Source organism: uncultured Mucilaginibacter sp., assembly GCF_903893715.1.
In the GTDB taxonomy this organism is placed as follows: domain Bacteria; phylum Bacteroidota; class Bacteroidia; order Sphingobacteriales; family Sphingobacteriaceae; genus Mucilaginibacter.
This window is the reverse complement of record NZ_CAITNG010000039.1, coordinates 1-22,924: the sequence shown is the minus strand read 5'-3', so window position 1 is coordinate 22,924 and position 22,924 is coordinate 1. Positions and strand designations below refer to the sequence as shown.

The following is a 22,924-nucleotide window of genomic DNA, read 5'->3' as shown; positions in this document are numbered from 1 at the left end:
TTATTATCTCTTTTGGTTAGTCGAAATATCAATCACACATTCAACCCTTGCATTAAGCAATAGCTTTTCAGGCTTATCCAGCACTATTTTTATTTCCCTAACCCGCCTGTCTTCCTTTTCGCCGGCCTGGTCGGTAAAAAGTGATTTCTTTTTCAGGAAACCCGAAGTAAAATAAACGGTCCCTGTTGCTAAAGTGTCCAATGATCCGGTGTTCCGCACCCATGCCCTTAGGCCGTTGCTGATCTTATCAGCAAATAATTCATCGATCTCGCAGTCGGCTATGGTTTTGCCCTGCGGGCTAATTTGGACGAATGGGGTTTGCGTATTCACAGCACTGCCGACGAGGGTGCTTATTTCAAGTATTTTCCCCTTCACGGGAGATTTAATGATCTTCTGGTCCAATTGCTGTCTGGACACTTCAAGGGCTGCTTTTGTCTCTGTTAATTTACTCTTGGAAACCTGGGCATTAGCCTGCAAACGGCTAAGGTTCGACTGAAAGCCCTTTACGCTGGTGTTAGCGTCATCTACCGCTTGTTGTGTTTCTGCACCTTTAGCTAGCAACCTTTGCAGCCGCTGTAATTCCAATACACTGTTATTGTACTTTGCTTGGTATTCTTCAACAGCAGCATTGTCTGCTTTTATCTGGTCATACTGCGTATTCACCTCGCTTGAAAGCTGATTTACCTGCGCGCTTTCAACCGCATGCTGCAACTCCAATACAGTCTCCCCGGCACTAACAGAGTCATTTTCATTTTTATAAATATGTTCAACAATGCCATTTACTGGTGATGAAAGCTGAATGATGTCACGTTCCGGAACGATCTTGCCAATACCAACTACCTGGGTTATGGCCACGCTAGCTTTAGGCGGTGCGTTAGTAGTTGTTTTGTCATTCGGACTACCCGAACATCCGGCCAACGCAAGTAACACCGTAAAACAATAAAAAAGCTGTTTCATATCCTGATTTTAGTGGGGTTCTATTTCTTCTTCTATAGGTTTATCGCTTACTGCACCATCGGTAACATAAACAATACGGTCTGCGAATGGTCTGAGGCGGGTATCATGGGTTACCACGGCAACCGCCTTACCTTGTTTCGCCAGCGTTCTCAGTTCGTCCATCACAATACTTACGCTTTTGATGTCAAGAGATGCAGTAGGCTCATCACACAGCATTATTTCGGGATTAGTTACTAAAGCTCTGGCTATGGCAACCCGTTGCTGCTGACCACCACTTAGATCATTGGAGAGATTTTTCAAGCGGTCGCCCATACCTACTTTGACAAGTGCGTCGGTTGCTTTTTGTTTTGCTACCTTGTCAGCAACGCCTTGCAATTGCAAAGGCATCATTACATTTTCAAGGGCGGTTAGCGGAGCGATTAAGTTGAATTTTTGAAAAACAAAACCGATCTTTTCCAGCCGGATCTTTGCCAGCTTATTTTCACTAAGCTGACTGACATTGATGTCGTTGATCCACACTTCCCCAAAACTTGGATAGATAACACAGCCAAACAAGGAGAGTAATGTCGTTTTTCCCGAACCAGAAGGCCCAATAATGAGCGTAAGTTCACCTGACCTTAAATCGACAGAGGAAGCCTGTAACGCCGTGATGATTGTATCACCCATTTTGTATTCCTTTCCGGCTTTTACCAGTCTTGCGACAATTTTATGATCTCCGGGCATGATATATTACGTAATTGGCAATTGAGTCTCTAAAGTTACGCATATCATCATATAAACCTGCATCGATTGAAAATCAGGCTATTAAACAGTTTTATTATGAATAGATGCAACTCCATTGTATATTTAGGTTGAAAACATGTGGATGTTCAAACAAACATCATCAGGTAATACTAAGCCGTCGAAAAACCGGAACCTTCACCAAGTCCAGTAAGAATGCAAATATTACTGCAGCGGCGAATGTGCCGGCTACCATCAGTCCTGATAAAGGCTGCATTGCAAAGCCTCCGATGGCCAGTGCCGACGCGATCACCAAATCCGTTATAGACGAAAAAATCAGCCAGTTGCTTGGTCGTGAAGACCAAAGATGCCGACGCTCACGGTTGGTATAAGTTGTGGCCTGGTTGCCGGACACGATAATCACGAAAGCCAGTGTCTGAAGCTCCCCGGTGCTGAACTTCATCCCGTAGATCCCAAAAGCTAAAACAGATAGACTAAACACTAGTTCCCCTAACCCCATCGTAACGCCAGCGATAGTAAGGTTGCTAATACGCCAGGCATTCGGGGCGGGGGAAGGCTGCACATGGTCTGTGGTTAATGACATACCAAGGAAGTCACCTGTGATCATTATAATAACCATTAGTAGCGGTGTCAAAATCGCATGGCCGGTCATAACCAGCCCTATGGTCAGGAAAAGTACCTGCACCGTCTTTTTGGTAATGGAGTTTAAGGTGTAGCTTAATATCCGTTGAAACGTAGTTCGCCCCTCTTTGACTGCGGCAACGATGCCCGAAAGGCCCGGTTCGGTCAGTACCATGCCTGCAGCTGATTTGGCAACGTCGGTTGCAGTAGAAACAGCAATACCCATTTGCGCCTGGCGTAAGGCAGGAGCGTCATTTGCCCCGTCACCGCACATACCTACGATGTGGCCGCCTTTTTGAAAAGCCTTAACGAGTTTGTATTTATCCTCCGGCAGTACCCCGGCGAAAACTGCATATTGGTCCGGGGTAACCCGATCAGGAATTGGTCCGGGCGGACATACCGAGCCATGAAGACCGACGGCCTTTGCCACTATGGCCGCTGTAGCCGGTGCATCGCCCGTTACCATCACGGTGCGAATACAAAGTCTGTCAAGTTCAATAACAAGCGCTGCTGAGTCCTTGCGCGGCGGATCACTAAGGGCGATGAGTCCGGCTAGTCTTATCTCCGCCGGAACACCGGTGGCTACAGCCATTACACGATAACCTTGTGCCTCCAGTTCCTTTGCTGCCTTTGTCGCGTCCGGTGAAGGCTTGGCAAGCGCGGCAATGGTGTCATAGGCACCTTTCAGAATATGTTGCAGTGTCCCTGTTAAATCTGTAGCGGTCGCCTCCGCCATTTTTTTTGCCGGATCAAATGGGGTGAATGCCACCAGTTTCGGCGGATCTGTCACCTTTTCACTTACTGCTGCTGCACGGATAGCGACCTCCACCGGGTCCTGCCCGCTATCAGAACTCGCCAAGGCAGCCAATGCCAGAACATGCGCTTCATCGAAACCGGACATTGGGCGAACCACTGTCACCGTCAGCGCATTTTGGGTTAAGGTACCGGTCTTGTCGACGCATAAAACCACTATGGATGCTGCTTCATCCACTGCGGAAAGTCGGGTCGGCAGAACACCCAGCTTTCCAAGTGCGCTTCCGCCTATCGCGGCGGCCAGGGTGAAAGTGGCTGGCAGGGCAACAGGGATTGACGCCAGTATAGCCGTTAAAACAAGGGGTACGATCCCTGCCGCCGGCATTTTGAGAAACCATGAATAGGTTATCAAAACAACGATCATGAAGCCATTAAAGAACGCCAGATTACGCACCACAATTAGTACAGCCTTCTGTTGGGTACTTTCAACATGGGCTGTTTGGACAAGTTCAGCCGTCCGGCCAAATTTAGTATTAGCGCCTGTTGCCGTAACTTCTGCCTCGGCTTCACCGCGCCGAACCAGCGCCCCGGCATACGTCTGAAAGCCTTTGCTTGCTTCGATAGGTACGGATTCGCCGGTAAGCATAGATTGGTCAAGTAATATTTCACCGCCGGTTAGGGTTACATCTGCTGCCACAACACCGCCGAGCGAGAGTTTAACCACATCGCCCGGAACCAATTCCGTTGCGGCCAACGTTTTCCAAATACCGTCACGCCTGACGGATGCAGTAAGAGCAAGACGGGATTTTAATGCCGTGAGCGTAGCTTGTGCACGGCTTTCCTGGAACCAGCCAAGGACAGCATTGAACAGTAGGAGCGTGGCTATGATCGAAGCCTCTACATATTTACCGAGGACCATTTCAAGGATGATGGCCGCTTCGAGCATCCAGGGAACAGGCGCCCAGAACTTCTGGAGTACCATTCGCAGCGGATGCACGCTGGTATCCGGCATGGCATTTAGGCCATATTTCTTTAGCAGCGTAATGGCTTCCGCAGTTGTAAGCCCATTCGACGATATTTTCGGTTTTTGAACTGTTTCTACAGAGGAGGTAGATTTCGAACCTTGCCCATCACCCGACTTCGGGTCAGAGATATGAGGTGCACCCGGAGAAAGTTCCATAGTTGATCGATTATAATTTTTCGGAAAGTATTAAACTGAAGTGAAAAGTAAAACCCTTACCTGATATACTTTCCACTCATATTTTGTCATCATGATTGTTGATGATCACGTAAAAAGGTGAAAATCAAGAGCGAAGCCTGCGGCTTTGCAGATGCGTTTACTTTCTATCGGGTTAATCATCAAAACAGGCCTCTCCGGTTGCTCTCTAATAGGCATTTCTCTACGCAGTTCATCAACTCAAACCCATCAAATGGCTTGACCAGGTAATTTTGAATACCAAGGGATTTCGCTTTTTGCGCCTCCCTGTTTTCTGAATTTGCAGTTGAGAAAAAGGGGATGTGACAGATAAACAGATTTTCTCTTAAGGAACTTAAAACTTCATATCCATTCATGCCCGGCATCTGTGTATCACAAATAATCAGGTCCGGCAGTTGCCCCCGAACAAGTAACACTGCCGCCAGACCCCAATCCGCCGTAATCACGCGAAATCGTTCAAGGACCAGCATTCAGCAAGGCTATCCCTGATCACTTCATCATCTTCGATTATTAGTATGCTTTTTTTCATGCCCCCTAATCATTATCAACCTTTAATAAATAAGCAACATGCGTAGGTTACTGAAATATGTAAACGCTGTATGGATAAGTGTTTTTTGTTGAAAAATGTTTTAAATCAATAACTTAAATAGCAGATTTAATTGCTTTGAGGAAGTTTAATAGCAAGTAACCCTATAAACCATTTTCCTCAAGAATGAAGACTTAGTCCGCCTTTTTTATTAATTAAAAGATGGTCCCATGATGTTTCCTACGTCGCCTATGGAAACGACTGTGAGTTTACAACTACATTACAATTAAAATTATTGATATTATTATTAATTTATGTATTTTTATTCAACGATTTAGAATCATTTATCCATTGCGTGATTCGTAAAGTAGTTGATTTTTTGAATATATAAATACGTGAAATATAGACAGTTATGAACGATGTTCATGACCCGTCCATTCCGCAAAAAAAGCTTCACAATAGTGAGGCTTTTTTCGATTATGGCGTTTTACGTTTATGTCATTCAGAGCGAGGTTGACAACAGCTATTACAAAGGCTTCTCCGAAAACCCGATAAACAGGCTGTCGCAGCACAACAACGGGGAGTGTGTTTACACGTTGAGGAAAATGCCATGGGCTTTTGTTTATATTGAAGAATTGCCGACAAAACGAGAAGCTTTGATACGAGAGCGGTCCTTGAAGAAGTATGCACATGCTCAAATTGAAAAGCTTATTCTCTCGAATAGAAATTGTGTAGCGTTTTTCGGTAGTTCAGCTGGTTAGTATACATGCCTGTCATCCCCACTATGGTGGGGACGGGTTCGAGTCCCATCCATTCCGCAAAAATAGAAAAGCCCTGTAAAGAAATTTACGGGGCTTTGTCGTTAAAATTCTTAAATGACACGCGCGTCTATCTAAACCAGCGGCATCTTAAGATATTACAATCAGGTCAGCCGTGCCGCCGCTGCCACTCCCCAATGGCAGCGTGGCTTGGGCCGGACCTGTTGTAAAGCTTTTATATCATCTACCGGTAAAGATGATGTTGAACATAATGATCATATTGTAGACGAGGGTGGATAAAACAGCCACGAACAAAGCCAAAATCTGCAAAGCCAATTGCAGGTTATTGGATAGAACGGGTTTTGTTAAAAGTTTTATACGGTTCGATTTCATGCCTAATCTTTTTTTGCCGAATTGATGGCCCTTATAAACTTTACGTTTTTCGGTGATGCTAAATTGCGTATTAATCCAACGCAACTCAATAATAGAAGTCTATGGTTTTTGAGACAGCGCTTTTTTAAGACCGGTCGTTTATCAAACGCTCGTGAATGGCTTTTGCAACAGCTTCGGACTTGGAGTTGACGTGCAATTTTTTATAAATACTATTGATATGTGTACAAACCGTGCCCATACTGATAAAGCAGTGGCTGGCTATCATTTTATAGCTGTCGCCGCGTACAAGGCATTTTAATACGTCTTTTTCGCGCAGCGAGAGGTCGTATTCGTTTTGAGCGATGTTTTTCTTTTCGCTGAAAAAATCGAGCACCTTGCGTGCAATACTGGCGTTCATGGGCGCACCACCCTGGCTTACCTCGGTAATGGCCTCCATTATCTTGGCAGGCGTGGTTTTTTTGAGCAAATAGCCTGATGCGCCCGATTGGAGGGCGCCAAAGATTTTTTCGCTGTCGTCGTATGATGTGAGGATCAACACATTGATGTCCGGAAAATGGCTTTTGATGAGCGCTGTGGCCTCAATGCCGTCTAAACCGGGCATATCGATATCCATCATGATGACATCGACAGGGTCTTTTCGTAAATTGACCAACACATTGTTGCAATCCGGATAAATGCCCGCTATGGTAAAACCCGGCGTACCCGAAATAAGGTAGTATAAGCTTTCGCGCAAGGCGCTGTTATCGTCAAATACGGAAACCCGGATGCTCAAATTGGTGTGTGTTTAGCTTGTAAAGATAGTGCGGTGCATCAGCCTATCCTATAATATGTTTATATGATATTGAATACCAACCTTACCTCTGTACCTTCGCCCGGTGCCGATTTTATGCTCAGCGTACCCTTAAGTTCGGCCACACGTTTGTGCATGTTTTTTAAACCGTTGCGGGTGTTGGGGGTTTCAACTTCAAAGCCTTTTCCGTTATCGCTTATGGCAAGTTCTATTTTATTGCCCAATTTATTGACACTAACTTTCATAGATGAACAACCTGAGTGTTTAAGTATGTTGTTGATAGATTCCTTAAAGATCAGGAAGATGTTTTTTCTGGCCTCCATTTTTACCCGGGTATTGAGGATATCCTCCGGAATATTGATCTCGAAATTGATATTGCCGGCTTCGAGCAAGGGGATGGCAAACTCGCGCATGCGTACCGCCAAATCGTTAAAATGGTCGTTTTGTGGATTTACCGCCCAAATAATATCGTCCATTGCATCCAGCATGCTACGCGAGTAATGCGAGATGTGGCTGATGATTTCGCGTGTTTTTTCGGCCGGCGCTTGTTCTCTCAACTGCTTATCGGCCACTTCGCTAAAAATAGAAATGCTGCTCAATGCAGAACCAATATCATCATGAAAATCGGATGCTATCCTTTCCCTTATCCTTTCGATAGCTAAAAGGTGCCTTATACGGTAGCTATATAACTGGTATAAAATAAGCCCGATAGCCACTATTACCAGCAGCCTAAACCACCACGCAGCCCAGTATGGCGGTTCAATCAAAAAGCTAAACGAGGCCATGTGATTGTTCCAAAGGCCGTTTTTATTGCCGCTTTGAACATAAAAAGTATAGTCGCCGGGTGGCAATTGCGCATAATTGGCGTTACGTTCCTGATCGGTATACTGCCATGCTGCATTGGCAGTATTTAGCTTATATCTGAATTTAATATGCGCCGGGTCGGTATATAAAAACGCGGTAAAGGCAATGTTCACCGAATTGTTATTAGGGCTTAAAACCAGTTTATTGCTGCCGGTTTTGCCGGGATAGTAAGGAAGAGCGGGCTGGTTGTTTATACTCACTTTTTCGATTACCGGATCGGAGGGGAGGGCCGTGTTTTTTGCTGACGGCTTAAAATAGGCAAAGCCGTTTCTAAAACCCAATACAATGTCGTTTCCAATCTTTGCCAAGGGCGATCCCGGGAAAATTTGTATCAGCGGGTCTTCATATTCGGCTTTTGACGATATATGTGTATCAAGGTTATAGGTAAGTATCCCGGCATCCGTATTTGCCCAAACCATGTTATCGACAGTGATAACGCTTTCGCAAAGGGGTCGGTATAAATTAGCGATGGTGTTAACGAAAGTAAATTTTTTGGTCTGCTTATTGAAAATGGTGAGGCCATTGCCCGCGCCGCAAACAATTTGATTGTTGACAGCCGGCGCAATACTAAAAAAGAAGTAATGGGGCAACTCCCCAGTATCCCGATAGAATGTGGTTTTTTTTGCAGCGATGTTATAATTAAAGAGGCCATTCCGCGATGCTATCCAAAGTGAGCCATTATCATAATAGCCATTTAACAAATTATACTTAAGCGGGTCGGTCGGCTTTGGCGAACTGCGGTTTACGGAAGCCGCTTCAACTTTATGGGTGCTAAGTTGATATTTAAAAAGCCCTAAATTGGTTGTAATAAAATAGGTGTCGGCATCCACCATGATTATTCGGTGGATATAATAATTCAATATCGTCGAATCGGGCAAAGGCAGCCACATCTGGTGCAAAATACCCGTAGTGGCGCTCCACTCTACTATCTTTTTTTGTGTTATAATGAGCCATTTGTTTTTATCGGTCTGCACAAAATCATAAATCTGTTGTACATCGGGGCTTTTATCAATGGCAAACATATTGTCAACCTTTTTGGTTTCCCAGTTAAAACACATCATTTTATGGCTGTTTGTGGCCATCCAAACTTTTACGCTGTCGTACTTATCCCTTACAATTTTGTTGATAGCTACCTCATCGGTACTTGTTTTGGCAATAGCCCTGATTTTCCACTGCTGGTTCCCCTTATCGAGCATACTTATACCTAAACCCGTAGCAATCCACAACCGGCTTTCTTTATCGATAACAAATTTGTTGACGAGGTTGCTGGGCAGGCTGTACAGGTTGTTATCATCATGGGTGTAACTGATTTCGATTTTTTTGAGCGCGGTATCATACACCAATACACCTTTTCCGCCTGTGGCGATAAAAAGGTATTGTTCCTTTTTATCGGACGGTAAAAACGTCAAATCGTCTATTTCGACGCCGGCTGTTTCTTTCGCTACCAAAGAAAAATCGGACAGGTTTTTGCTGATGAGCAGCCCCAGATTTGTACCCAAATAAAAACCGTCGGCATTTTTTTTGACGGCGAATATTTTAACCAGCCCACCCTTATACGTTAAGATCCGTGTTGAGTAAGTATTTGTTTTTATGTTATAGATATAAACCTTTTCGCGACTTGAAACAAGCAGCGTGTTTTCGTCGAGCAAATAAGTGCCCAAGGGGTCGGTAATATTTGCCAGGGAGGTGAATGTTATTTTTAAAGTACGTGTATCTACTTTTGCCAAGCCTAAATCGCTGACAAACCACAGCGTGTTTTTTTGGACAAGACATGCATTGGCGTTTTCTATTTTGTGCTTTGAATCTCCATCCAGGTAAACAAATTTATTGCTTGCATCATCATAATAGCATAAGCCAGCAGCGCAGGCCCAAATGCGCCCTGTGTTATCGGCAATAACATCATCGTAGTTATCTCGCAGCGCCCCGGGTGCAATATCGAACTTGTAAAAATAGCTTGTTTTGTTACCATCGAACCTTTGAATGCCCCGGCCGCAGGTCCAGACATATCCATATTTGTCAAATGCCATGTCGGATATTTCCCTGTTGATGAAATGGTTTTGCACGTTAAAGTTCTCGAAACGCCAATCGGCGTCTGGCCTAAACATCTGCGATAACAGCTTAAAGGGCAGGAATAATAAAAGAAAGCTCAGCGCAAATTTTATTAGGGTATTAAACATTCTGTTATTAGACGATAAGGTTTGAACTATTTATTTTGCAATTTTAAAATTAGCATAAATGATTGATTATAAACACTAATTTTTTTACCAGACATTATGAGCGCGAACAGCTGAGGGGAATAGCCCATGATATTGAAAACGGTAAGCATCGATAAAAAAAAGGTTGCTTATCGAAAATATTTATAACCGAAAATGGAAACCATACGTAAAAAAGTTTAATTTTACCACTTTGTGTTTATACTTAAACCTTAAGCTGTTACAAATGAAAAGAATATTTACTAAAATTATAACCTTATTAATTGTACTGTTTGCATGTAATGCTTATGCCCAAAAAGGGACAAAGGCAATGCTTTCTAACGTCGATACCATTTATCTGGATCTGGCCACCAATATTTCGCCAACCTATCAGGTACCCAATAATAAACCTGTAGTTATCGTTATCCACAACTTATTACCTTCCGGTCATTACGCTGTAAACCAAACCCGTAGTTTGAAGCTTTCGGGCTCTTTACCGGTACCGGCAGCCCTTGCGGCTACAGGTATTGACCCCTGCACCGGCCTGGAACAGGCTTTGCACGATGCCAAAACAGAAGCTGAAATTGGCCAGTTGATGACCATTGCGCGCACCAATAACTGCGATTTTTATGGTAAGTATCTTACCGCTACAACATCCGACCCGATCACCATTTCGAAATTAAACAATGAGGTGTTTACCCTAACAATAACAAACCTTGATACAAAAAGGGATTGGACCATCAATATCCAAACCGAAGAAAAAGGACAGTTTGTTACCGTTTACGGCTTTACCTATATCCCTTTTGTATTTGGTAAACCGCATACCTATTACGCTCAGCAAAATTTAGACAGTAAAGGTGCACCGCTGGGTACTTACACGGTGGCCCCGGGATCGAGCGAATCGCAGGCGCAATATGCACCTACGGTTGCTTTCCATTATATCACCAAAAGCTCGGGTGTGCTGAGCAGCAGTTTTACTGCCGGTTTGGGTGTTAGTTTGAGCAGTAACGCTACAGGTATTTCGCCGGTAGTAATTGCAGGTTATTCGCTGTTGTACAACCAAAATATTGGTATCAACTTCGGTGTGGCGGCACATCAGGTAACCAACCTGAAAGGTGAGTTTACCAATGGCCAATTGTTATACTCCGGTTTGCAAGGAAATGATCTTAACGAACAGGTTACCCGTTTTAACCCTTTCTTTTCTATCATTTTCAGGTTTGGGTCTAATCCGTTCTCGGCCAAAAAATTGCCTGCCAATTCAAATGGCACCATATCGGTTGGAACAATAAACTCAACTTCAAATACAGGGGCGTTAAAAAAATAGCCGCGGCGGTTTTCCGTCAGCCTAATACATTCTTTTTCACCATAAATATGGGCAGAGAACCATGCTGCAATATGCTGTCGTGAAAGTGTTTGATATCAAAAAGGCTGCCTTCGCGTTTTTGCAAAATGGCTTTCCATTGCATAATTTGTAATGCGCCATATTTATAGGTGATGGATTGCGCCGGCCAGCGTTTTACCCTCGCTATTTCGCGCATGGCGATATCATCCTGACCGGTGATGTTATTTTTCCAAAAGGCAAGGGCTTGTTCATCCGTCCAGCCATAGTAGTTGATGCCAACCTCCATGGGCACGCGCACCGAACGGACAATATCCCATTCCCATTTGCCCAGCTCGTCGTAAGGGGTTTTATAAACGCCAAGCTGTTTGCCGAGTTCCTCTGTGTAGGCCGCCCAACCCTCGCTCAATCCTAAATAGTAAAACTGTTTTTGTACTTCCGAGTTGTTGTGCCGCTCGTTTAGTGTTTCCATATAATGATGGCCGGGCACACCTTCGTGGATGAAGAGCCAGTCGAACTGCCGCTTATTGTACGGATGGTCGAACAGGTTATAATAAAAGGTTTTGCCATCATAATAGCCCGGCGTTTGTGCCAGGTTTTTGTTCTCGCCCGGTTTGATGGTCAATTCGGGTATGCTTTGGAGGCTGAACAGCCTGTCCAGGTGCGCGTAAATAACCGATTTGGTGTGTTCAAAAGCCTGTTGTATGCTGTCGCGGTTATTGGTGAAAAATACCGGATCGTTCAAATGCTTGTAAAAGGCGGTTTTGCCCATGCCGGTGCCCATGCGTATTTGTTCGATATGTCCTTTAACCCGTTCTACTTCCTTCAAGCCGAATTGGTATGCCTCGTCTGGCGTTACATCGGCACCCAGCCATTTTTTTAGGAAGTATGCGTACCATTGTTTTCCGTTCGGGATGGTGTATAAACCCCGTCGCCGGGTTGATGATTGGCTTGTATCAGCCATTCCTTTTCTAATGTTATCCGCTCCAGGTTAAGGCCGGTCTCGTAAGCAATTTGCTGGTAATCCTGCTGTTGCTGGGCAGTTAATTGTGCAGGATTGAAACCTTTCAACTGCTGTTGTACCTGCTCAAAAAAAGCCTGCTGTAATCGCACACTATCGATAGACTGTATGCTTTGCAGGTTTTGCACATACCCCAAACTAAAAGCAGGTAAATGCAACTTCTTGTAGCCCGATACAAACCGGTTGCTGAAAGCATCAAAATCAGTTTGCGGCCGGGTTTTGTTCGTGTTAAGACAAAGCAGGAAAACAAACAGGGCTAAGTGTCGCATCATATAAAATTCGGTTGGTCAATACTTTTTTTGCGGATATGGGTTTGACGATAGCCGTAGCAGAATGTTACAATCTGTGGCCGCCCAAACTTTTTCTCATTCGCACACCTGCACATTTACACGTTATTTTAAATATTTTTATACCACTTGTCCAATTATCAATACCCCGCCCATTATTAAGGAAAAAACCATTTAAATTTAGGAACCATGAACGAATTCACCTTTATCTTCAGAAACGCCAACGACCCTGATGTGCAGTTTTCGCCCGAGCAAATGCAAAGCATTTTAACCCAATGGCGCGATTGGATGGGCAGCATTGCCGCGCAAAACAAACTGGCCAGCCCCGGCAACCGCTTAGGGTTTGATGCCAAAGTGTTAAAACCCAACGATGTGATAACCGACGGCCCTTATGTTGAAATGAAAGAAATGGTAAGCGGTTATATTATTGTTAAAACCGATACCATTGAAGAGGCTGCTGAACTGGCCAAAGGTTGCCCGGTATTAAAAGTTGGCGGAAGTGTTGAGGTGCGCAGCATTATCCCGATGAGCATGTAATTTAACTAAAACGAAAAAGCCCCGATGTTTATCAGGGCTTCTTCGTTTTTATGGCTTCGTATCCAAAGCCGGCCGTGTTTCGGTTTGCGATACCAGCCAGCCGGTAACATACATCCACTTCGTCATTTTTGCCAGTTTGGCGATGTTGATACGGTCGGGTTCATCCTTAGGGGTATGGTAATCGGGGTGCAGCAGCGAGGTAAAAAATATAGCAGGGATGCCTGCCTGCGCATAAGGCAGGTGGTCGCTGCGGAAATACCATCCTTCGGGCTGTTTAGGGTCATCCCACGAAAAATCGACCTTGAATTTTGTCAGATCAGCATTGGCTTTCATCGCCATATCAACGAGCGCAGTTGAGTTTTTATGCGCCGTGGTACCCAGCAATGCTGCCGAATCGACACTGTTGCGCCCTATCATATCGCCGTTTAAAACGGCGACAATGCTTTGCTTGCCGACCGTTGGGTGAGCTGCATACCAGCGCGAGCCTAACAAGCCGCGCTCTTCTGCACCATGCCAAACAAACAGGGCCGAGCGTTTGCCGGGCTTAGCTGTCCATGCCCGCCCGATAGCCAACATGCCTACTGTTACCGAAGCATTATCATCGGCACCGTTCCATATCGAATCCTGCGCTACGGGGTTGCCCACGCCATCATGGTCGTGGTGGCCGCTGTACAGCACATATTCATCTTTCAGTTTAGGGTCGGTGCCAACGGCTTTTGCAATTACATTAACCGATGGGTATAGAAAAGTTTCGGCCCTAAAGTCGGCTTTAATGCTCGCGCCCGCTTGTTGCAGGGCAGCTGCCATATCGCCCTTTACCATAATAACCGGCAAAGGTTGAAAGCGGGCGTTATTTGCTGCAGGGGTACCATCCAATACATATAAACCCGACTCATAATTATGCCCGATAAAGGCCAGCGAGCTTTCGACCACATCGTCGGCGACAAAAATAATGGCGGTAACACCTCTGCGGCGCAAGGCGGCGCTTTGCTGGCGTATGGCCGAAGACGTGTACCTGAAACCCCACAAACTCATTCCGGCGGCGGGCAATGGTTTTGGCGCGGTAATTTTTACGGCTACTATTTTACCTTTCAAATCCATTGTGGTATCGGCCATTGATGTGAGCCATTGCACAGGGCCGTCAAGGTGCGCATCCATAGGTTGGGTGAGCCAAAACTGTTTCCATAGTACCAGGGACTGGTTACCAATGCTGAAATAACTTTTTGCCGAAGTAACCGTGCGACGAATATTATAAAACTGGAAATAAGTACCATCGGCACCGGCAGGTTTCAATCCCGCTTCCTGTGCTTTTTGGGCCACCCAAACGGCGGCACGCATCTCGTCAATGGTTCCGGCACGACGGCCGCGAAAGGCATCGCTGGCCAGTTCAAAAATGTCTTTTTTCAGGTCGGCATCTTTGATGGATGCCAGGGCGGGTGGTAAGGTGGAAGATTTGGTTTGGCCTAATGTGTTCAGCGCAATTATGCCTGATAAAAACAAGGTCAGTGTTCTTTTCATATCGAGTGTGTTTAAATTTTAACTCCCCATAGCGTACACCACAATGTTCACCGCGAATTTGGTATTGTCTTCGGCTAAAAAGCGCTTGTTCCTAAAATCGTAGTCCCACTCGCAGCCGTAATCTTTGTTGCTATACAGCACGGCAATGCGGCCGTTTACTTCGTAAGCTTTCAGGTAATCGTGTATCAGGTCGTCGCCCCAGCCGTTCAGTTCGAATACCGTATTCGGCGGACCTTTATCAAATTTAAAGAAGCAATTATATATCGGGTGATTATTGGGTATCTTTTTTAGCGAGTTGGTACCGAACAAAGCATCCATCTGCGCCTCGAACGATTTGGCGAACAGCCCGTCGATATCATGGTTGCAATCGTCCACAAAAACAAAACCGCCGTTTTGCACGTACTTTTTAAAGTTGGCGCGTTCCACAGTATCAAACTGAACTAATTTATGCCCGCTCAGGTAACAAAACGGGGCCGAAAAAATATCGTTGCTGCTCAGGGCGACCACCTTTTCGTGCGGGTCGAAAGGGATGGTGGTGTATTCGAGCAGTGAGTTGAGCATATTGGCGGGCATACGTTGGTCGGTATCCCAATCGCCGCTGTGGTAGCTTAACCTGGTAAAAGTGAATTTTGCGCCTTGTGCCATGTGTTGTAAACTCCTAAAGTAGTACAAAATTTTAAGCCAAATGCGGGAAATTGTATCTATCTTGTAAAGATTTGGATACTTTACTGCAAATATTGCGAAAATATTGCGTGTTACGCTAAACCGCTATATATTGTGTTCTGAAACGTTACTATCACAAAACAAAATTAATGGCTACTACTACCGAACTCACCGAAACCGATATAAAAACACTCCTCGCCAAACTACCCTCGCTCAAAACCGAGATACAAAAAGTAATTGTGGGGCAGGACGAGATACTCGACGAATTACTGGTAGCCTTTTTAGCCGGTGGCCATTGCCTGTTGGAAGGTGTACCGGGTTTGGCCAAAACGTTGATCGTTAAAACCATGTCGCAGGCGCTGCACCTGGCTTTCAGGCGCATACAATTTACGCCCGATTTGATGCCGACCGACATTGTAGGTACCGAGATATTGGAGGAAGACCATGTCACCGGCAAGCGTTTTTTCAAGTTCAACAAGGGCCCGCTTTTCGCGAATATTATTTTGGCCGACGAGATTAACCGTACACCGCCAAAAACACAGTCGGCATTGCTGGAGGCTATGCAGGAGTTCGAGGTAACTTACGGCGGGCAAACGTACCCGTTGGATAAGCCCTTCTTTATCCTCGCGACCCAAAACCCGATAGAGCAGGCCGGCACATACCCCTTGCCCGAAGCGCAGTTAGACCGTTTTTTACTCCTGATAAAAATAGGCTACCCTACCGAGGCCGAGGAATTTGAAGTATTGAACCGCACCACAGGTACAAAAAAGGCGGCCATCAATGCCATCATCAATGGCGAAGAGATACAGCAGGCGCAGGCCCTGGTACGGCAGGTAAGCATCAGCGAAGACCTGATCAAATATGTGAGCAGCATGATACGCGCCACACGTCCCGATACCACTACCGTATCGTACGTAAAGGAATGGGTGCGCTGGGGTGCCGGTCCGCGCGCGGGGCAGGCATTGATACTCACCGCCAAGGCACGTGCTTTGCTAAAAGGCAGGTATGCTGTTTTGATGGAAGATATACACGCCATGGCTACGCCTGTATTAAGGCACCGTATACTCACCAACTTTAAAGCCGAGGCCGAAGGGATAACATCGGATAAGGTGACGGCGGAGTTGGTTAAGGTAATTGAGCGACCGAAAATATAAGCCCCCTCTAAATCTCCCCCGGAAGGGGAGACTTTTAATGGATAATTTAAATCTAAATACTCACATCTAACATCTCAAATCTAAACGAAGTGCTTGATCCTAAAGTTTTAATGACCATTAAAGATTTGCCCCTGGTGGCGAAAACGGTTATTGATGGCTTTATGAACGGGTATAACAAAAGTACGGTAAAGGGGCCCGGCCTCGAGTTTAGCCAGTACCGCAGCTACCAGCCCGGCGACGACCTGCGCTGGCTCGACTGGCGCATGTTTGCCCGTAGCGACCGGTATTATATCCGCGAATCGGAAATTGAGACCAGTATATCCGTGCGCTTTTTGGTAGATGCCAGCGCATCCATGAACCATGACGACGGCGGGGTAAAAAAGATTGATTACGCGCGGTTTTTAACGGCGTCGTTAGCTTATTTGGCCAATTTGCAGGGCGATGCGATAGCCTTGAACGTGTTCCAGGACGGGGGTTTGTTCTCGTTGCCCTCAAGGCTCGACCCGCAGCATTTGCAGCGGCTGTATTATAACCTGCAGCAAATTGAACCTGCTGGTACGTTTACCAAGCCCATACATTATAAAGAACTGTTCGCCGGTAACGGGCGCAAGGAGCTGTTGATATTTATTACCGATATGTACCAGAACGGCGGCGAGATTGTAAAACTGTTGGACACGCTGGCGGCTTTAAAACACGAGGTGATTGTTTTCCATTTAATGGGACAAAACGAGTTGGATTTTGATTTTAAGGGCTACTCTACTTTGGAAGATCTGGAGACCGGGCAAACCATTCCCATCAGCCCGCAGGCAAAAAAACAATACCAGGAAACATTGGAGCAGCACATCGCAGGCCTGCGCATGGCTTTGTTGGGCAAACACATCGTTTACAAAATGCTGAGTACCGCCCAACCATTGGACGAAGTTTTGCGCGAGTTTTTGGTGCAACGGAATAAAGGATTTTAAGAAAGAGTCAAGAATCAAGATCCGAGAATCAAGAAAACACATGAAAAAACCGCAATACGCAATACTCAAATCGCAATACTAAATGCACTTCCTCACCCCCATATGGCTCACAGCAATTGCCGCGGTATTGATACCGGTGGTGATACACCTGTGGAACATTAAACAGGGGAAAACCCTGAAGGTGGGGAGTATCGCGCTCATGGGTGAGGCATCGCGGCAAAGCAGTCGTAGTTTTAGGTTGTTGGATCTGTTGTTACTGGCTTTGCGTTGTTTGATATTGATAGTATTGGCCGCTTTGTTGGCCATGCCCTTTTGGACAAAACCTGCCGATGGCAAAGTAAAAGGTTGGGTACTTATTCCTAAACAAAGTTTTAAAGAGGCTTATAAGATTTATAAAAAGCCTGTCGACTCGTTAACCGCCGCAGGTTATGAGTTCCATTATTTTGACAAGGGTTTTGCAAAGGCGGAATGGATGGATGTTGTAAAGGACACTGCTAAAGTTACCGATACCACCATCACGAATTATTGGGATCTGTTATCACAACTCAATGGCAAGGTGCCGTCAAAGCTGCCTGTCAGCTTATTTACCGAAAACACCCTGACGCATTTCAGCGGAAGCAAACCAATGGTGGCCCTTAACCTCAACTGGCAAACCTATACCCCCGGCGACTTCGACAGCGAATGGCTTGAAAAGGCCTGGATAGCCAATGATGATAACATCAAAGTATTGAAAGGCACGAGCAATGAGCGTGGTACAGCGTATTCGGTACTGACTATGCAACCGGGCTCGGGTTTTGGAATGGTTAATACCCTTATCGTGCGGGGTGGCGATGTGGTTGCCCATTTAAAAAGCGATCCCGAACGTGTGGTTACTGCCGACACTTCTGTTTTACGGATAGCGATGATAGCCGATGCCGGCCAGCCCGATGCAGCGTATTTGAACGCGGCTTTAAAAGCGATAGCACCTATGCTGCATGCAAAAGTGCAACTGCTCAATTACAACGATGTTATCCGGCTAAAACAAAAACAGGATTGGATGTTTTGGCTGGCCCGGAGGCCGGTCATCAAAGCGGCAACGGATATCGCTAAAAACCTGTTCATTTACCAAACCGGGAAAGCGCAAAACGTAGCCACCTGGATGAGCGTTGGCGATGGATTTGACATTGGCCGGCAAGACGGGCAGGTACCCCTGCACCTATTAATAACTTCGCCAAAAAGCGATGCCGGCCTGGTTTGGCGCGATGGTTACGGACATGCGGTTTTGAGTGCCGAAAAAGATAAAGATTTTACGCTTTACCGTTTTTACACCCGCTTCGACCCGCAATGGGGCGATTTGGTTTGGAACGATAATTTTCCGCGAATGCTGTTAGGTTTGATGACCGATCACGAGCCATCAGCGATAAGCATCCGTAACGATAAACGTGTAATGGATGTGGCGCAGATAATGCCTTTGATGGCGAAGACCAATGAGGCAAATTTGTCAGGCTTATCAGATGAGGTGGACTTGTCGCGTTATATATGGATGGTTTTGGTATTGGTGTTTTTAACAGAACGGTGGCTGGCCCATCGGAAAACTATTTTGGCGAATGGATAGCGGCATCACACAACTCCGGATATTGCGCAGACGCTGGATGGCCTATGAGGTAGCGGCATGTATCTTACTTGCGCTCGCCATTGCGTCGTTGGCATTCAGCATCATTAATTTGCTTTGCGCGATGGTGTTGTTTGTGATAAGCCTCGCCGCATTGCTCTATATCCGCAAACCCTGGAAAATTACCGATAACAAGGTATCTTCACTACTTAACCTTTACTACCCGCAACTGGAAGAAAGCTGCGACCTGGTTTTAAAACCTTACGATGAACTCAACTTGTTGGAACGCTTTCAGGTAGCCAAAGTTGAAACGGCACTATTACATTTGAACGAACAGCCCAAACAAATCAGCAAACATTTGCGGCAGTCGGGCATTATACTGGTACTGCTGCTGGGAGTAAGTTTTGCCATCGCGAAAAGCGGGATATCATTGGATTTCCCATCAAAAATAGCTACACATCGGACTGATAGCACTGTTAAAACCATTCCCGAAAAGGTACTGCCGGAAATTGAATCGCAGCGCATCAGCATTACCCCTCCTGCCTATACAGGCAAGGCAAAAAGGGAACAAAGCCAGTTCACCCTGAATGTGGAAGAAGGCAGCGAGGTAAAATGGGATATCAAAACCAATATCGCGGTAAAGCAGGTTTCGTTATTATTTAACGAGACGGAAAATATCCGTTTATCACCAAACGGCGACCATACCGGTTTTACAGGTCGGGAAACCATCAGCAAACCCGGCTTTTACCAGGTGGCTATCGATGGCAAACTATCTGATTTGTACCAGGTGGAGGTGATTAAGGACGCGCCGCCGGTCATCCGCATCATCACACCCAAACCTTATACTTTTATTGATGCAGGCGAAAAGCCACAGGTAAACATTACCACGCAGGTTAGCGACGATTATGGTGTGAGCAATGCCTTGCTGATGGCCACCGTAGCCAAAGGCAGCGGCGAAGCGGTGAAGTTTAAAGAGTATAAGCTGCAATTCTCCAATTCGTTTAACGAGCGCAAGCCCAAATACGATCTGCAAAAATTGGTCGACCTGAAAGCTTTGGATATGGAGCCGGGCGATGAACTGTACTTCTATATTTTAGCTACCGATAACCATAACCAGCAAAGCCGTACCGACGCTTATACCGTTACCATACAGGATACCGCCGCCCTGCTGAGCATGAACGGCATTGTAGCCGGTACCGATCTGAAGCCCGAGTTCTTCCGCAGCGAGCGGCAAATTATTATCGATTCGGAGCATTTACTGAAAGAAAAAGATACCATCAGCGCTGAAAAGTTTAACGGGCTGAGCAATGACCTGGGGGTGGACCAGAAACTGTTGCGCCTGCGTTACGGCAAGTTTTTGGGCGAGGAATCGGAATCGAACATCGGCGGACCGGAGCAAAACGGCGTGTCGGACCCGAAGGATTTCAGCAATATCAACAAGATCATGGACGAGTACACCGACAAGCACGATAATGCGGAAGACGCGGGCTTGTTCGAACCGGCGATAAAAGCCCAGCTCAAGGCTACCCTCACCGAAATGTGGAACGCCGAATTGCACCTGCGCATGTACAAGCCACAGGATGCCCTACCGTTTGAGTACAAGGCCTTGCGCTTGTTGAAAGACCTGCAACAAAAATCGCGCTCGTATGTGGCCAAGACCAGCTATAACCCGCCGCCCCTGAAAATGGAAAAACGCTTAAGCGGCGAGCTGAAAAAAATTGTTGAGCCGGACGTGCACTATACCATGAAGGGTGCCGATAACCCCTACCAGGCCATGCAAAACGCCGTGCCCGTTTTGGAGCAGTTAAAAAGCGGGGCAATAATGAACGGCGCTTCATTGCATGCGCTTCAACTGGCTGAGCAGCAATTGAGCAGTCGTGCCACGGCGCAACCGGCTGAGTATATCAGTTCGGTAAGCGCGATGCGGCGTATACTGGCATCGCCAAAGCAGGTACAGGCCGCCGATATCGGTCGTGTAGAGAAAGCCATACAATTTACCCTGCAAGCCGCTAAACCCATGCCTAAGGCCAACGCAACACAAGCCGATATGGGCCTGGCGCAACAGTATTACAAAAACCTGAACAAATGAGTTGGAATATTTTGGTGATAGGTATTTGTGTTTTGTTGCTCCTCTTTTCGGCTTGGAAAGAGTACCAGCGCGAGAACAAAACGCACATGCTGTTACGGGTAATTGCCGTGGTGGTTGCTGTTTCGGCACTGGCTTGTATCATACTGCCGTTGATGTATAAAACTAACCAAACCGTGGCCGACAACCATCGCGGTATTTTGCTTACGGATGGTTTTAGTACGGATAGCTTAAAAAAATATCCCGATGTGCCCGTATTTACGGCTTCGGCAGCGATGAAAAAGGAGTATCCAAAAGCAATATTGCTCCAAACGCTTTCGCTGATAAAAACAGGCTACCCGCAGTTAACGCAAATACAGGTTTTGGGTTATGGATTGGATGAGGATGGATTGAAACGGTTAAATATGCCGGTGCTTTTCAATCGACCTGCAAAACCCGCAGGGCTAAGTTCAGTCAGCTGGAACGGCGATCTGAAAGCGGGTGAAAGCTTAAAAGTACAGGGCAAGTTTAACAACCCAGATGGTAAAACCTACACCATCCTGTTAAAAGGTTTGAACGTAACGCTCGATTCCATCACCCAAAAAACAAACGGCGATTTTGAATTGCATACCATTCCGAAAACTACCGGCAATGTAGTTTATAATTTGATAGTAACCGATGGGAAAGACACCATTGAAAACAACGCTTTGCCTTTGCATATTGAAGCGGTTAAGCCGGTCAGAGTTTTGATACTTTCCTCCTCGCCCGATTTTGAGAACCGTTTTTTAAAGAACTGGCTTAGTGCGAATGGTTATACGGTTTATACCCGCACGGCCATCAGTAAAGATAAGTTCAGTACGGAGGCGGTTAATGCCAAACAAATCCCATTAACTAACCTCGGCACAGGCACGCTGCAAAACTTTGATGTGGTGGTGAGCGATGCATCGGCCTTACAGGCATTATTAGTTCCCGAGGCATTGGCTTTAAAACAGCAGGTTACGCAATCGGGTTTAGGGCTTATTGTGCGGGCGGATAGCGCGGCTAAGACCACCTCCTGGTTTCAAAGCAGTTTCCCGCTGGTTAAAACATCGGGGCAAACCCAAAACGCGGCGGCATTGCAAATATCCGGGCAAACCGCGGCCACCGAAAAATTGAAGATCGACCCCGTTGGCATTGTATACAAGCAAGGCACACAGGTTTTGGTAAGCGATGGGCAAAGTAAAGCATTGGTGAGCAGCACGCTTTCGGGTGCCGGGAAATTGGTTTTCAGTGCGCTTGGTAATACATATAACTGGATGCTGGGCGGGGATGAAAACGATTATACAGCATACTGGAGTTTACTCATCAACAAAGCGGCACGGAAGGCGGCTGTTCAAAAGTCATTGAGCTTGATAACGGACATCCCACAGACCAACCATGAAACCACGCTGCAGGTTTTAAGCGCATCAGCCCCCGATTCTGTAAAACTGAATGACCTGCAACCGGCCTTTGCTCAAAACGCTGAGATACCTTTTTTATGGCAGGCAAAGTTTTGGCCGGGCAGATCCGGGTGGCAAAAAGTGGCCAACGGCGATGCCAAAATGAACGATGTTTATGTTTATGGCGAAAATGATTGGAAAAACATCAAAAACCTCCATAAGATTTTTGTTACAAACAGTTACGCGAACAAAAATTTGCTAAATTACACCCACGTACAACAAAAAGAACAGGCAATAACACAACCCGTACCAAAAATTTGGTTTTTCCTGCTCTTTTTAACCGCTTGTTCTTTTTTATGGGCCGAAGCAAAGTTTTGGGCGGTGTAGTTTTAAATGACACACCCCCGACCCCTCTCAAGAGAGTAATAGCCCATGAATAGACATTTAATTTTTGTATATTTATGCAAATGAATGTAAGTGAAGTATTTACGAGATTTTCAACTCAGGAAGCCTGTATTGGATATCTGGAAGGATTAAGGTGGCAACACGAGCCCGAAT

General features: G+C 45.9%; 19 protein-coding genes. 8 read left to right on the top strand and 11 right to left on the bottom strand.

Features of this window, described 5'->3' with window-relative positions:
- Positions 1-3: 3 nt before the first annotated feature.
- The 4 genes from QZX97_RS05180 to QZX97_RS05165 all read right to left on the bottom strand — a co-directional run bounded on the left by QZX97_RS05180 (position 4) and on the right by QZX97_RS05165 (position 4,758).
- A complete protein-coding gene (locus QZX97_RS05180) occupies positions 4-957 on the bottom strand; it encodes an HlyD family efflux transporter periplasmic adaptor subunit (RefSeq protein ID WP_295664318.1) in 954 nt (317 codons plus the stop codon).
- Between the two features lie 9 nt (positions 958-966).
- Entirely contained in the window at positions 967-1,680 is a 714-nt protein-coding gene (locus QZX97_RS05175; protein WP_295664315.1) for an ABC transporter ATP-binding protein, read from the bottom strand.
- A 160-nt stretch (positions 1,681-1,840) separates the two neighbouring features.
- Positions 1,841-4,252, bottom strand: a complete 2,412-nt coding sequence (locus QZX97_RS05170; RefSeq protein WP_295664312.1) for an HAD-IC family P-type ATPase — start codon at positions 4,250-4,252, stop codon at positions 1,841-1,843.
- A 179-nt stretch (positions 4,253-4,431) separates the two neighbouring features.
- Positions 4,432-4,758 (bottom strand): response regulator, encoded by a 327-nt coding sequence (locus QZX97_RS05165; RefSeq protein WP_295664309.1) that lies wholly within the window; start codon positions 4,756-4,758, stop codon positions 4,432-4,434.
- A gap of 475 nt (positions 4,759-5,233) precedes the next feature.
- Between QZX97_RS05165 and QZX97_RS19065 the strand changes: the two genes are divergently transcribed.
- Positions 5,234-5,575, top strand: coding sequence for a GIY-YIG nuclease family protein (locus tag QZX97_RS19065; RefSeq protein ID WP_363151965.1), 342 nt, complete (start codon positions 5,234-5,236; stop codon positions 5,573-5,575).
- Between the two features lie 237 nt (positions 5,576-5,812).
- On the opposite strand, the gene QZX97_RS05160 is transcribed toward QZX97_RS19065, so the two are convergent.
- The 3 genes from QZX97_RS05160 to QZX97_RS05150 form a co-directional block, all read right to left on the bottom strand.
- A complete protein-coding gene (locus QZX97_RS05160; protein WP_295651286.1) occupies positions 5,813-5,965 on the bottom strand; it encodes a hypothetical protein in 153 nt (50 codons plus the stop codon).
- A 124-nt stretch (positions 5,966-6,089) separates the two neighbouring features.
- Positions 6,090-6,737: a response regulator transcription factor gene (locus QZX97_RS05155; RefSeq protein ID WP_295651285.1), complete on the bottom strand. Its 648-nt coding sequence runs from the start codon at positions 6,735-6,737 to the stop codon at positions 6,090-6,092.
- A 59-nt stretch (positions 6,738-6,796) separates the two neighbouring features.
- Positions 6,797-9,724, bottom strand: coding sequence for a triple tyrosine motif-containing protein (locus tag QZX97_RS05150; RefSeq protein ID WP_295664306.1), 2,928 nt, complete (start codon positions 9,722-9,724; stop codon positions 6,797-6,799).
- Between the two features lie 334 nt (positions 9,725-10,058).
- Here QZX97_RS05150 and QZX97_RS05145 point away from each other — a divergent pair, with 334 nt between their 5' ends.
- Complete coding sequence (locus QZX97_RS05145) at positions 10,059-11,135, top strand: hypothetical protein (RefSeq protein WP_295664303.1); 1,077 nt, start codon at positions 10,059-10,061, stop codon at positions 11,133-11,135.
- 16 nt (positions 11,136-11,151) lie between these two features.
- Here the strand turns inward: QZX97_RS05145 and QZX97_RS05140 are convergent, their stop codons facing one another.
- Both QZX97_RS05140 and QZX97_RS05135 read right to left on the bottom strand, forming a co-directional pair.
- Positions 11,152-12,114, bottom strand: a complete 963-nt coding sequence (locus tag QZX97_RS05140; protein ID WP_295651277.1) for a DUF885 domain-containing protein — start codon at positions 12,112-12,114, stop codon at positions 11,152-11,154.
- Positions 12,030-12,443 (bottom strand): hypothetical protein, encoded by a 414-nt coding sequence (locus QZX97_RS05135; protein ID WP_295651273.1) that lies wholly within the window; start codon positions 12,441-12,443, stop codon positions 12,030-12,032. Before QZX97_RS05135 ends, QZX97_RS05140 begins: the two co-directional genes overlap by 85 nt.
- Positions 12,444-12,647: 204 nt before the next feature.
- Between QZX97_RS05135 and QZX97_RS05130 the strand changes: the two genes are divergently transcribed.
- Positions 12,648-12,995, top strand: coding sequence for a YciI family protein (locus tag QZX97_RS05130; RefSeq protein ID WP_295651270.1), 348 nt, complete (start codon positions 12,648-12,650; stop codon positions 12,993-12,995).
- A gap of 48 nt (positions 12,996-13,043) precedes the next feature.
- Here the strand turns inward: QZX97_RS05130 and QZX97_RS05125 are convergent, their stop codons facing one another.
- Both QZX97_RS05125 and QZX97_RS05120 read right to left on the bottom strand, forming a co-directional pair.
- Positions 13,044-14,513 carry a M28 family peptidase gene (locus QZX97_RS05125; RefSeq protein WP_295651268.1) on the bottom strand — a complete coding sequence of 490 codons (1,470 nt, stop codon included), beginning with the start codon at positions 14,511-14,513 and terminating at the stop codon, positions 13,044-13,046.
- Positions 14,514-14,531: 18 nt separating this feature from the next.
- Positions 14,532-15,158, bottom strand: coding sequence for a DUF4159 domain-containing protein (locus QZX97_RS05120; protein WP_295651265.1), 627 nt, complete (start codon positions 15,156-15,158; stop codon positions 14,532-14,534).
- Between the two features lie 167 nt (positions 15,159-15,325).
- Here QZX97_RS05120 and QZX97_RS05115 point away from each other — a divergent pair, with 167 nt between their 5' ends.
- The 5 genes from QZX97_RS05115 to QZX97_RS05095 all read left to right on the top strand — a co-directional run bounded on the left by QZX97_RS05115 (position 15,326) and on the right by QZX97_RS05095 (position 22,753).
- Entirely contained in the window at positions 15,326-16,330 is a 1,005-nt protein-coding gene (locus tag QZX97_RS05115; RefSeq protein ID WP_295651262.1) for a MoxR family ATPase, read from the top strand.
- 89 nt (positions 16,331-16,419) lie between these two features.
- Positions 16,420-17,292 (top strand): DUF58 domain-containing protein, encoded by an 873-nt coding sequence (locus QZX97_RS05110; protein WP_295651259.1) that lies wholly within the window; start codon positions 16,420-16,422, stop codon positions 17,290-17,292.
- Positions 17,293-17,374: 82 nt separating this feature from the next.
- Positions 17,375-18,886, top strand: a complete 1,512-nt coding sequence (locus QZX97_RS05105; RefSeq protein WP_295651256.1) for a BatA domain-containing protein — start codon at positions 17,375-17,377, stop codon at positions 18,884-18,886.
- The gene (locus QZX97_RS05100; protein ID WP_295651252.1) at positions 18,879-20,972 is read left to right on the top strand and encodes a DUF4175 family protein; all 2,094 of its coding nucleotides are present in this window, start codon (positions 18,879-18,881) and stop codon (positions 20,970-20,972) included. Before QZX97_RS05105 ends, QZX97_RS05100 begins: the two co-directional genes overlap by 8 nt.
- Entirely contained in the window at positions 20,969-22,753 is a 1,785-nt protein-coding gene (locus tag QZX97_RS05095) for a hypothetical protein (protein ID WP_295664300.1), read from the top strand. Before QZX97_RS05100 ends, QZX97_RS05095 begins: the two co-directional genes overlap by 4 nt.
- Positions 22,754-22,924 lie beyond the last annotated feature (171 nt).

Excerpts from the sequence above, each read along its gene's own strand:
- QZX97_RS05180 (WP_295664318.1), bottom strand. The coding sequence starts at position 957 with ATGAAACAGCTTTTTTATTGTTTTACGGTGTTACTTGCGTTGGCCGGA.
- QZX97_RS05175 (WP_295664315.1), bottom strand. The coding sequence starts at position 1,680 with ATGCCCGGAGATCATAAAATTGTCGCAAGACTGGTAAAAGCCGGAAAG.
- QZX97_RS05170 (WP_295664312.1), bottom strand. The coding sequence starts at position 4,252 with ATGGAACTTTCTCCGGGTGCACCTCATATCTCTGACCCGAAGTCGGGT.
- QZX97_RS05165 (WP_295664309.1), bottom strand. The coding sequence starts at position 4,758 with ATGCTGGTCCTTGAACGATTTCGCGTGATTACGGCGGATTGGGGTCTG.
- QZX97_RS19065 (WP_363151965.1), top strand. The coding sequence starts at position 5,234 with ATGTTCATGACCCGTCCATTCCGCAAAAAAAGCTTCACAATAGTGAGG.
- QZX97_RS05160 (WP_295651286.1), bottom strand. The coding sequence starts at position 5,965 with ATGAAATCGAACCGTATAAAACTTTTAACAAAACCCGTTCTATCCAAT.
- QZX97_RS05150 (WP_295664306.1), bottom strand. The coding sequence starts at position 9,724 with ATGTTTAGGCCAGACGCCGATTGGCGTTTCGAGAACTTTAACGTGCAA.
- QZX97_RS05145 (WP_295664303.1), top strand. The coding sequence starts at position 10,059 with ATGAAAAGAATATTTACTAAAATTATAACCTTATTAATTGTACTGTTT.
- QZX97_RS05140 (WP_295651277.1), bottom strand. The coding sequence starts at position 12,114 with ATGGCTGATACAAGCCAATCATCAACCCGGCGACGGGGTTTATACACC.
- QZX97_RS05135 (WP_295651273.1), bottom strand. The coding sequence starts at position 12,443 with ATGATGCGACACTTAGCCCTGTTTGTTTTCCTGCTTTGTCTTAACACG.
- QZX97_RS05130 (WP_295651270.1), top strand. The coding sequence starts at position 12,648 with ATGAACGAATTCACCTTTATCTTCAGAAACGCCAACGACCCTGATGTG.
- QZX97_RS05125 (WP_295651268.1), bottom strand. The coding sequence starts at position 14,513 with ATGAAAAGAACACTGACCTTGTTTTTATCAGGCATAATTGCGCTGAAC.
- QZX97_RS05120 (WP_295651265.1), bottom strand. The coding sequence starts at position 15,158 with ATGGCACAAGGCGCAAAATTCACTTTTACCAGGTTAAGCTACCACAGC.
- QZX97_RS05115 (WP_295651262.1), top strand. The coding sequence starts at position 15,326 with ATGGCTACTACTACCGAACTCACCGAAACCGATATAAAAACACTCCTC.
- QZX97_RS05105 (WP_295651256.1), top strand. The coding sequence starts at position 17,375 with ATGCACTTCCTCACCCCCATATGGCTCACAGCAATTGCCGCGGTATTG.
- QZX97_RS05100 (WP_295651252.1), top strand. The coding sequence starts at position 18,879 with ATGGATAGCGGCATCACACAACTCCGGATATTGCGCAGACGCTGGATG.
- QZX97_RS05095 (WP_295664300.1), top strand. The coding sequence starts at position 20,969 with ATGAGTTGGAATATTTTGGTGATAGGTATTTGTGTTTTGTTGCTCCTC.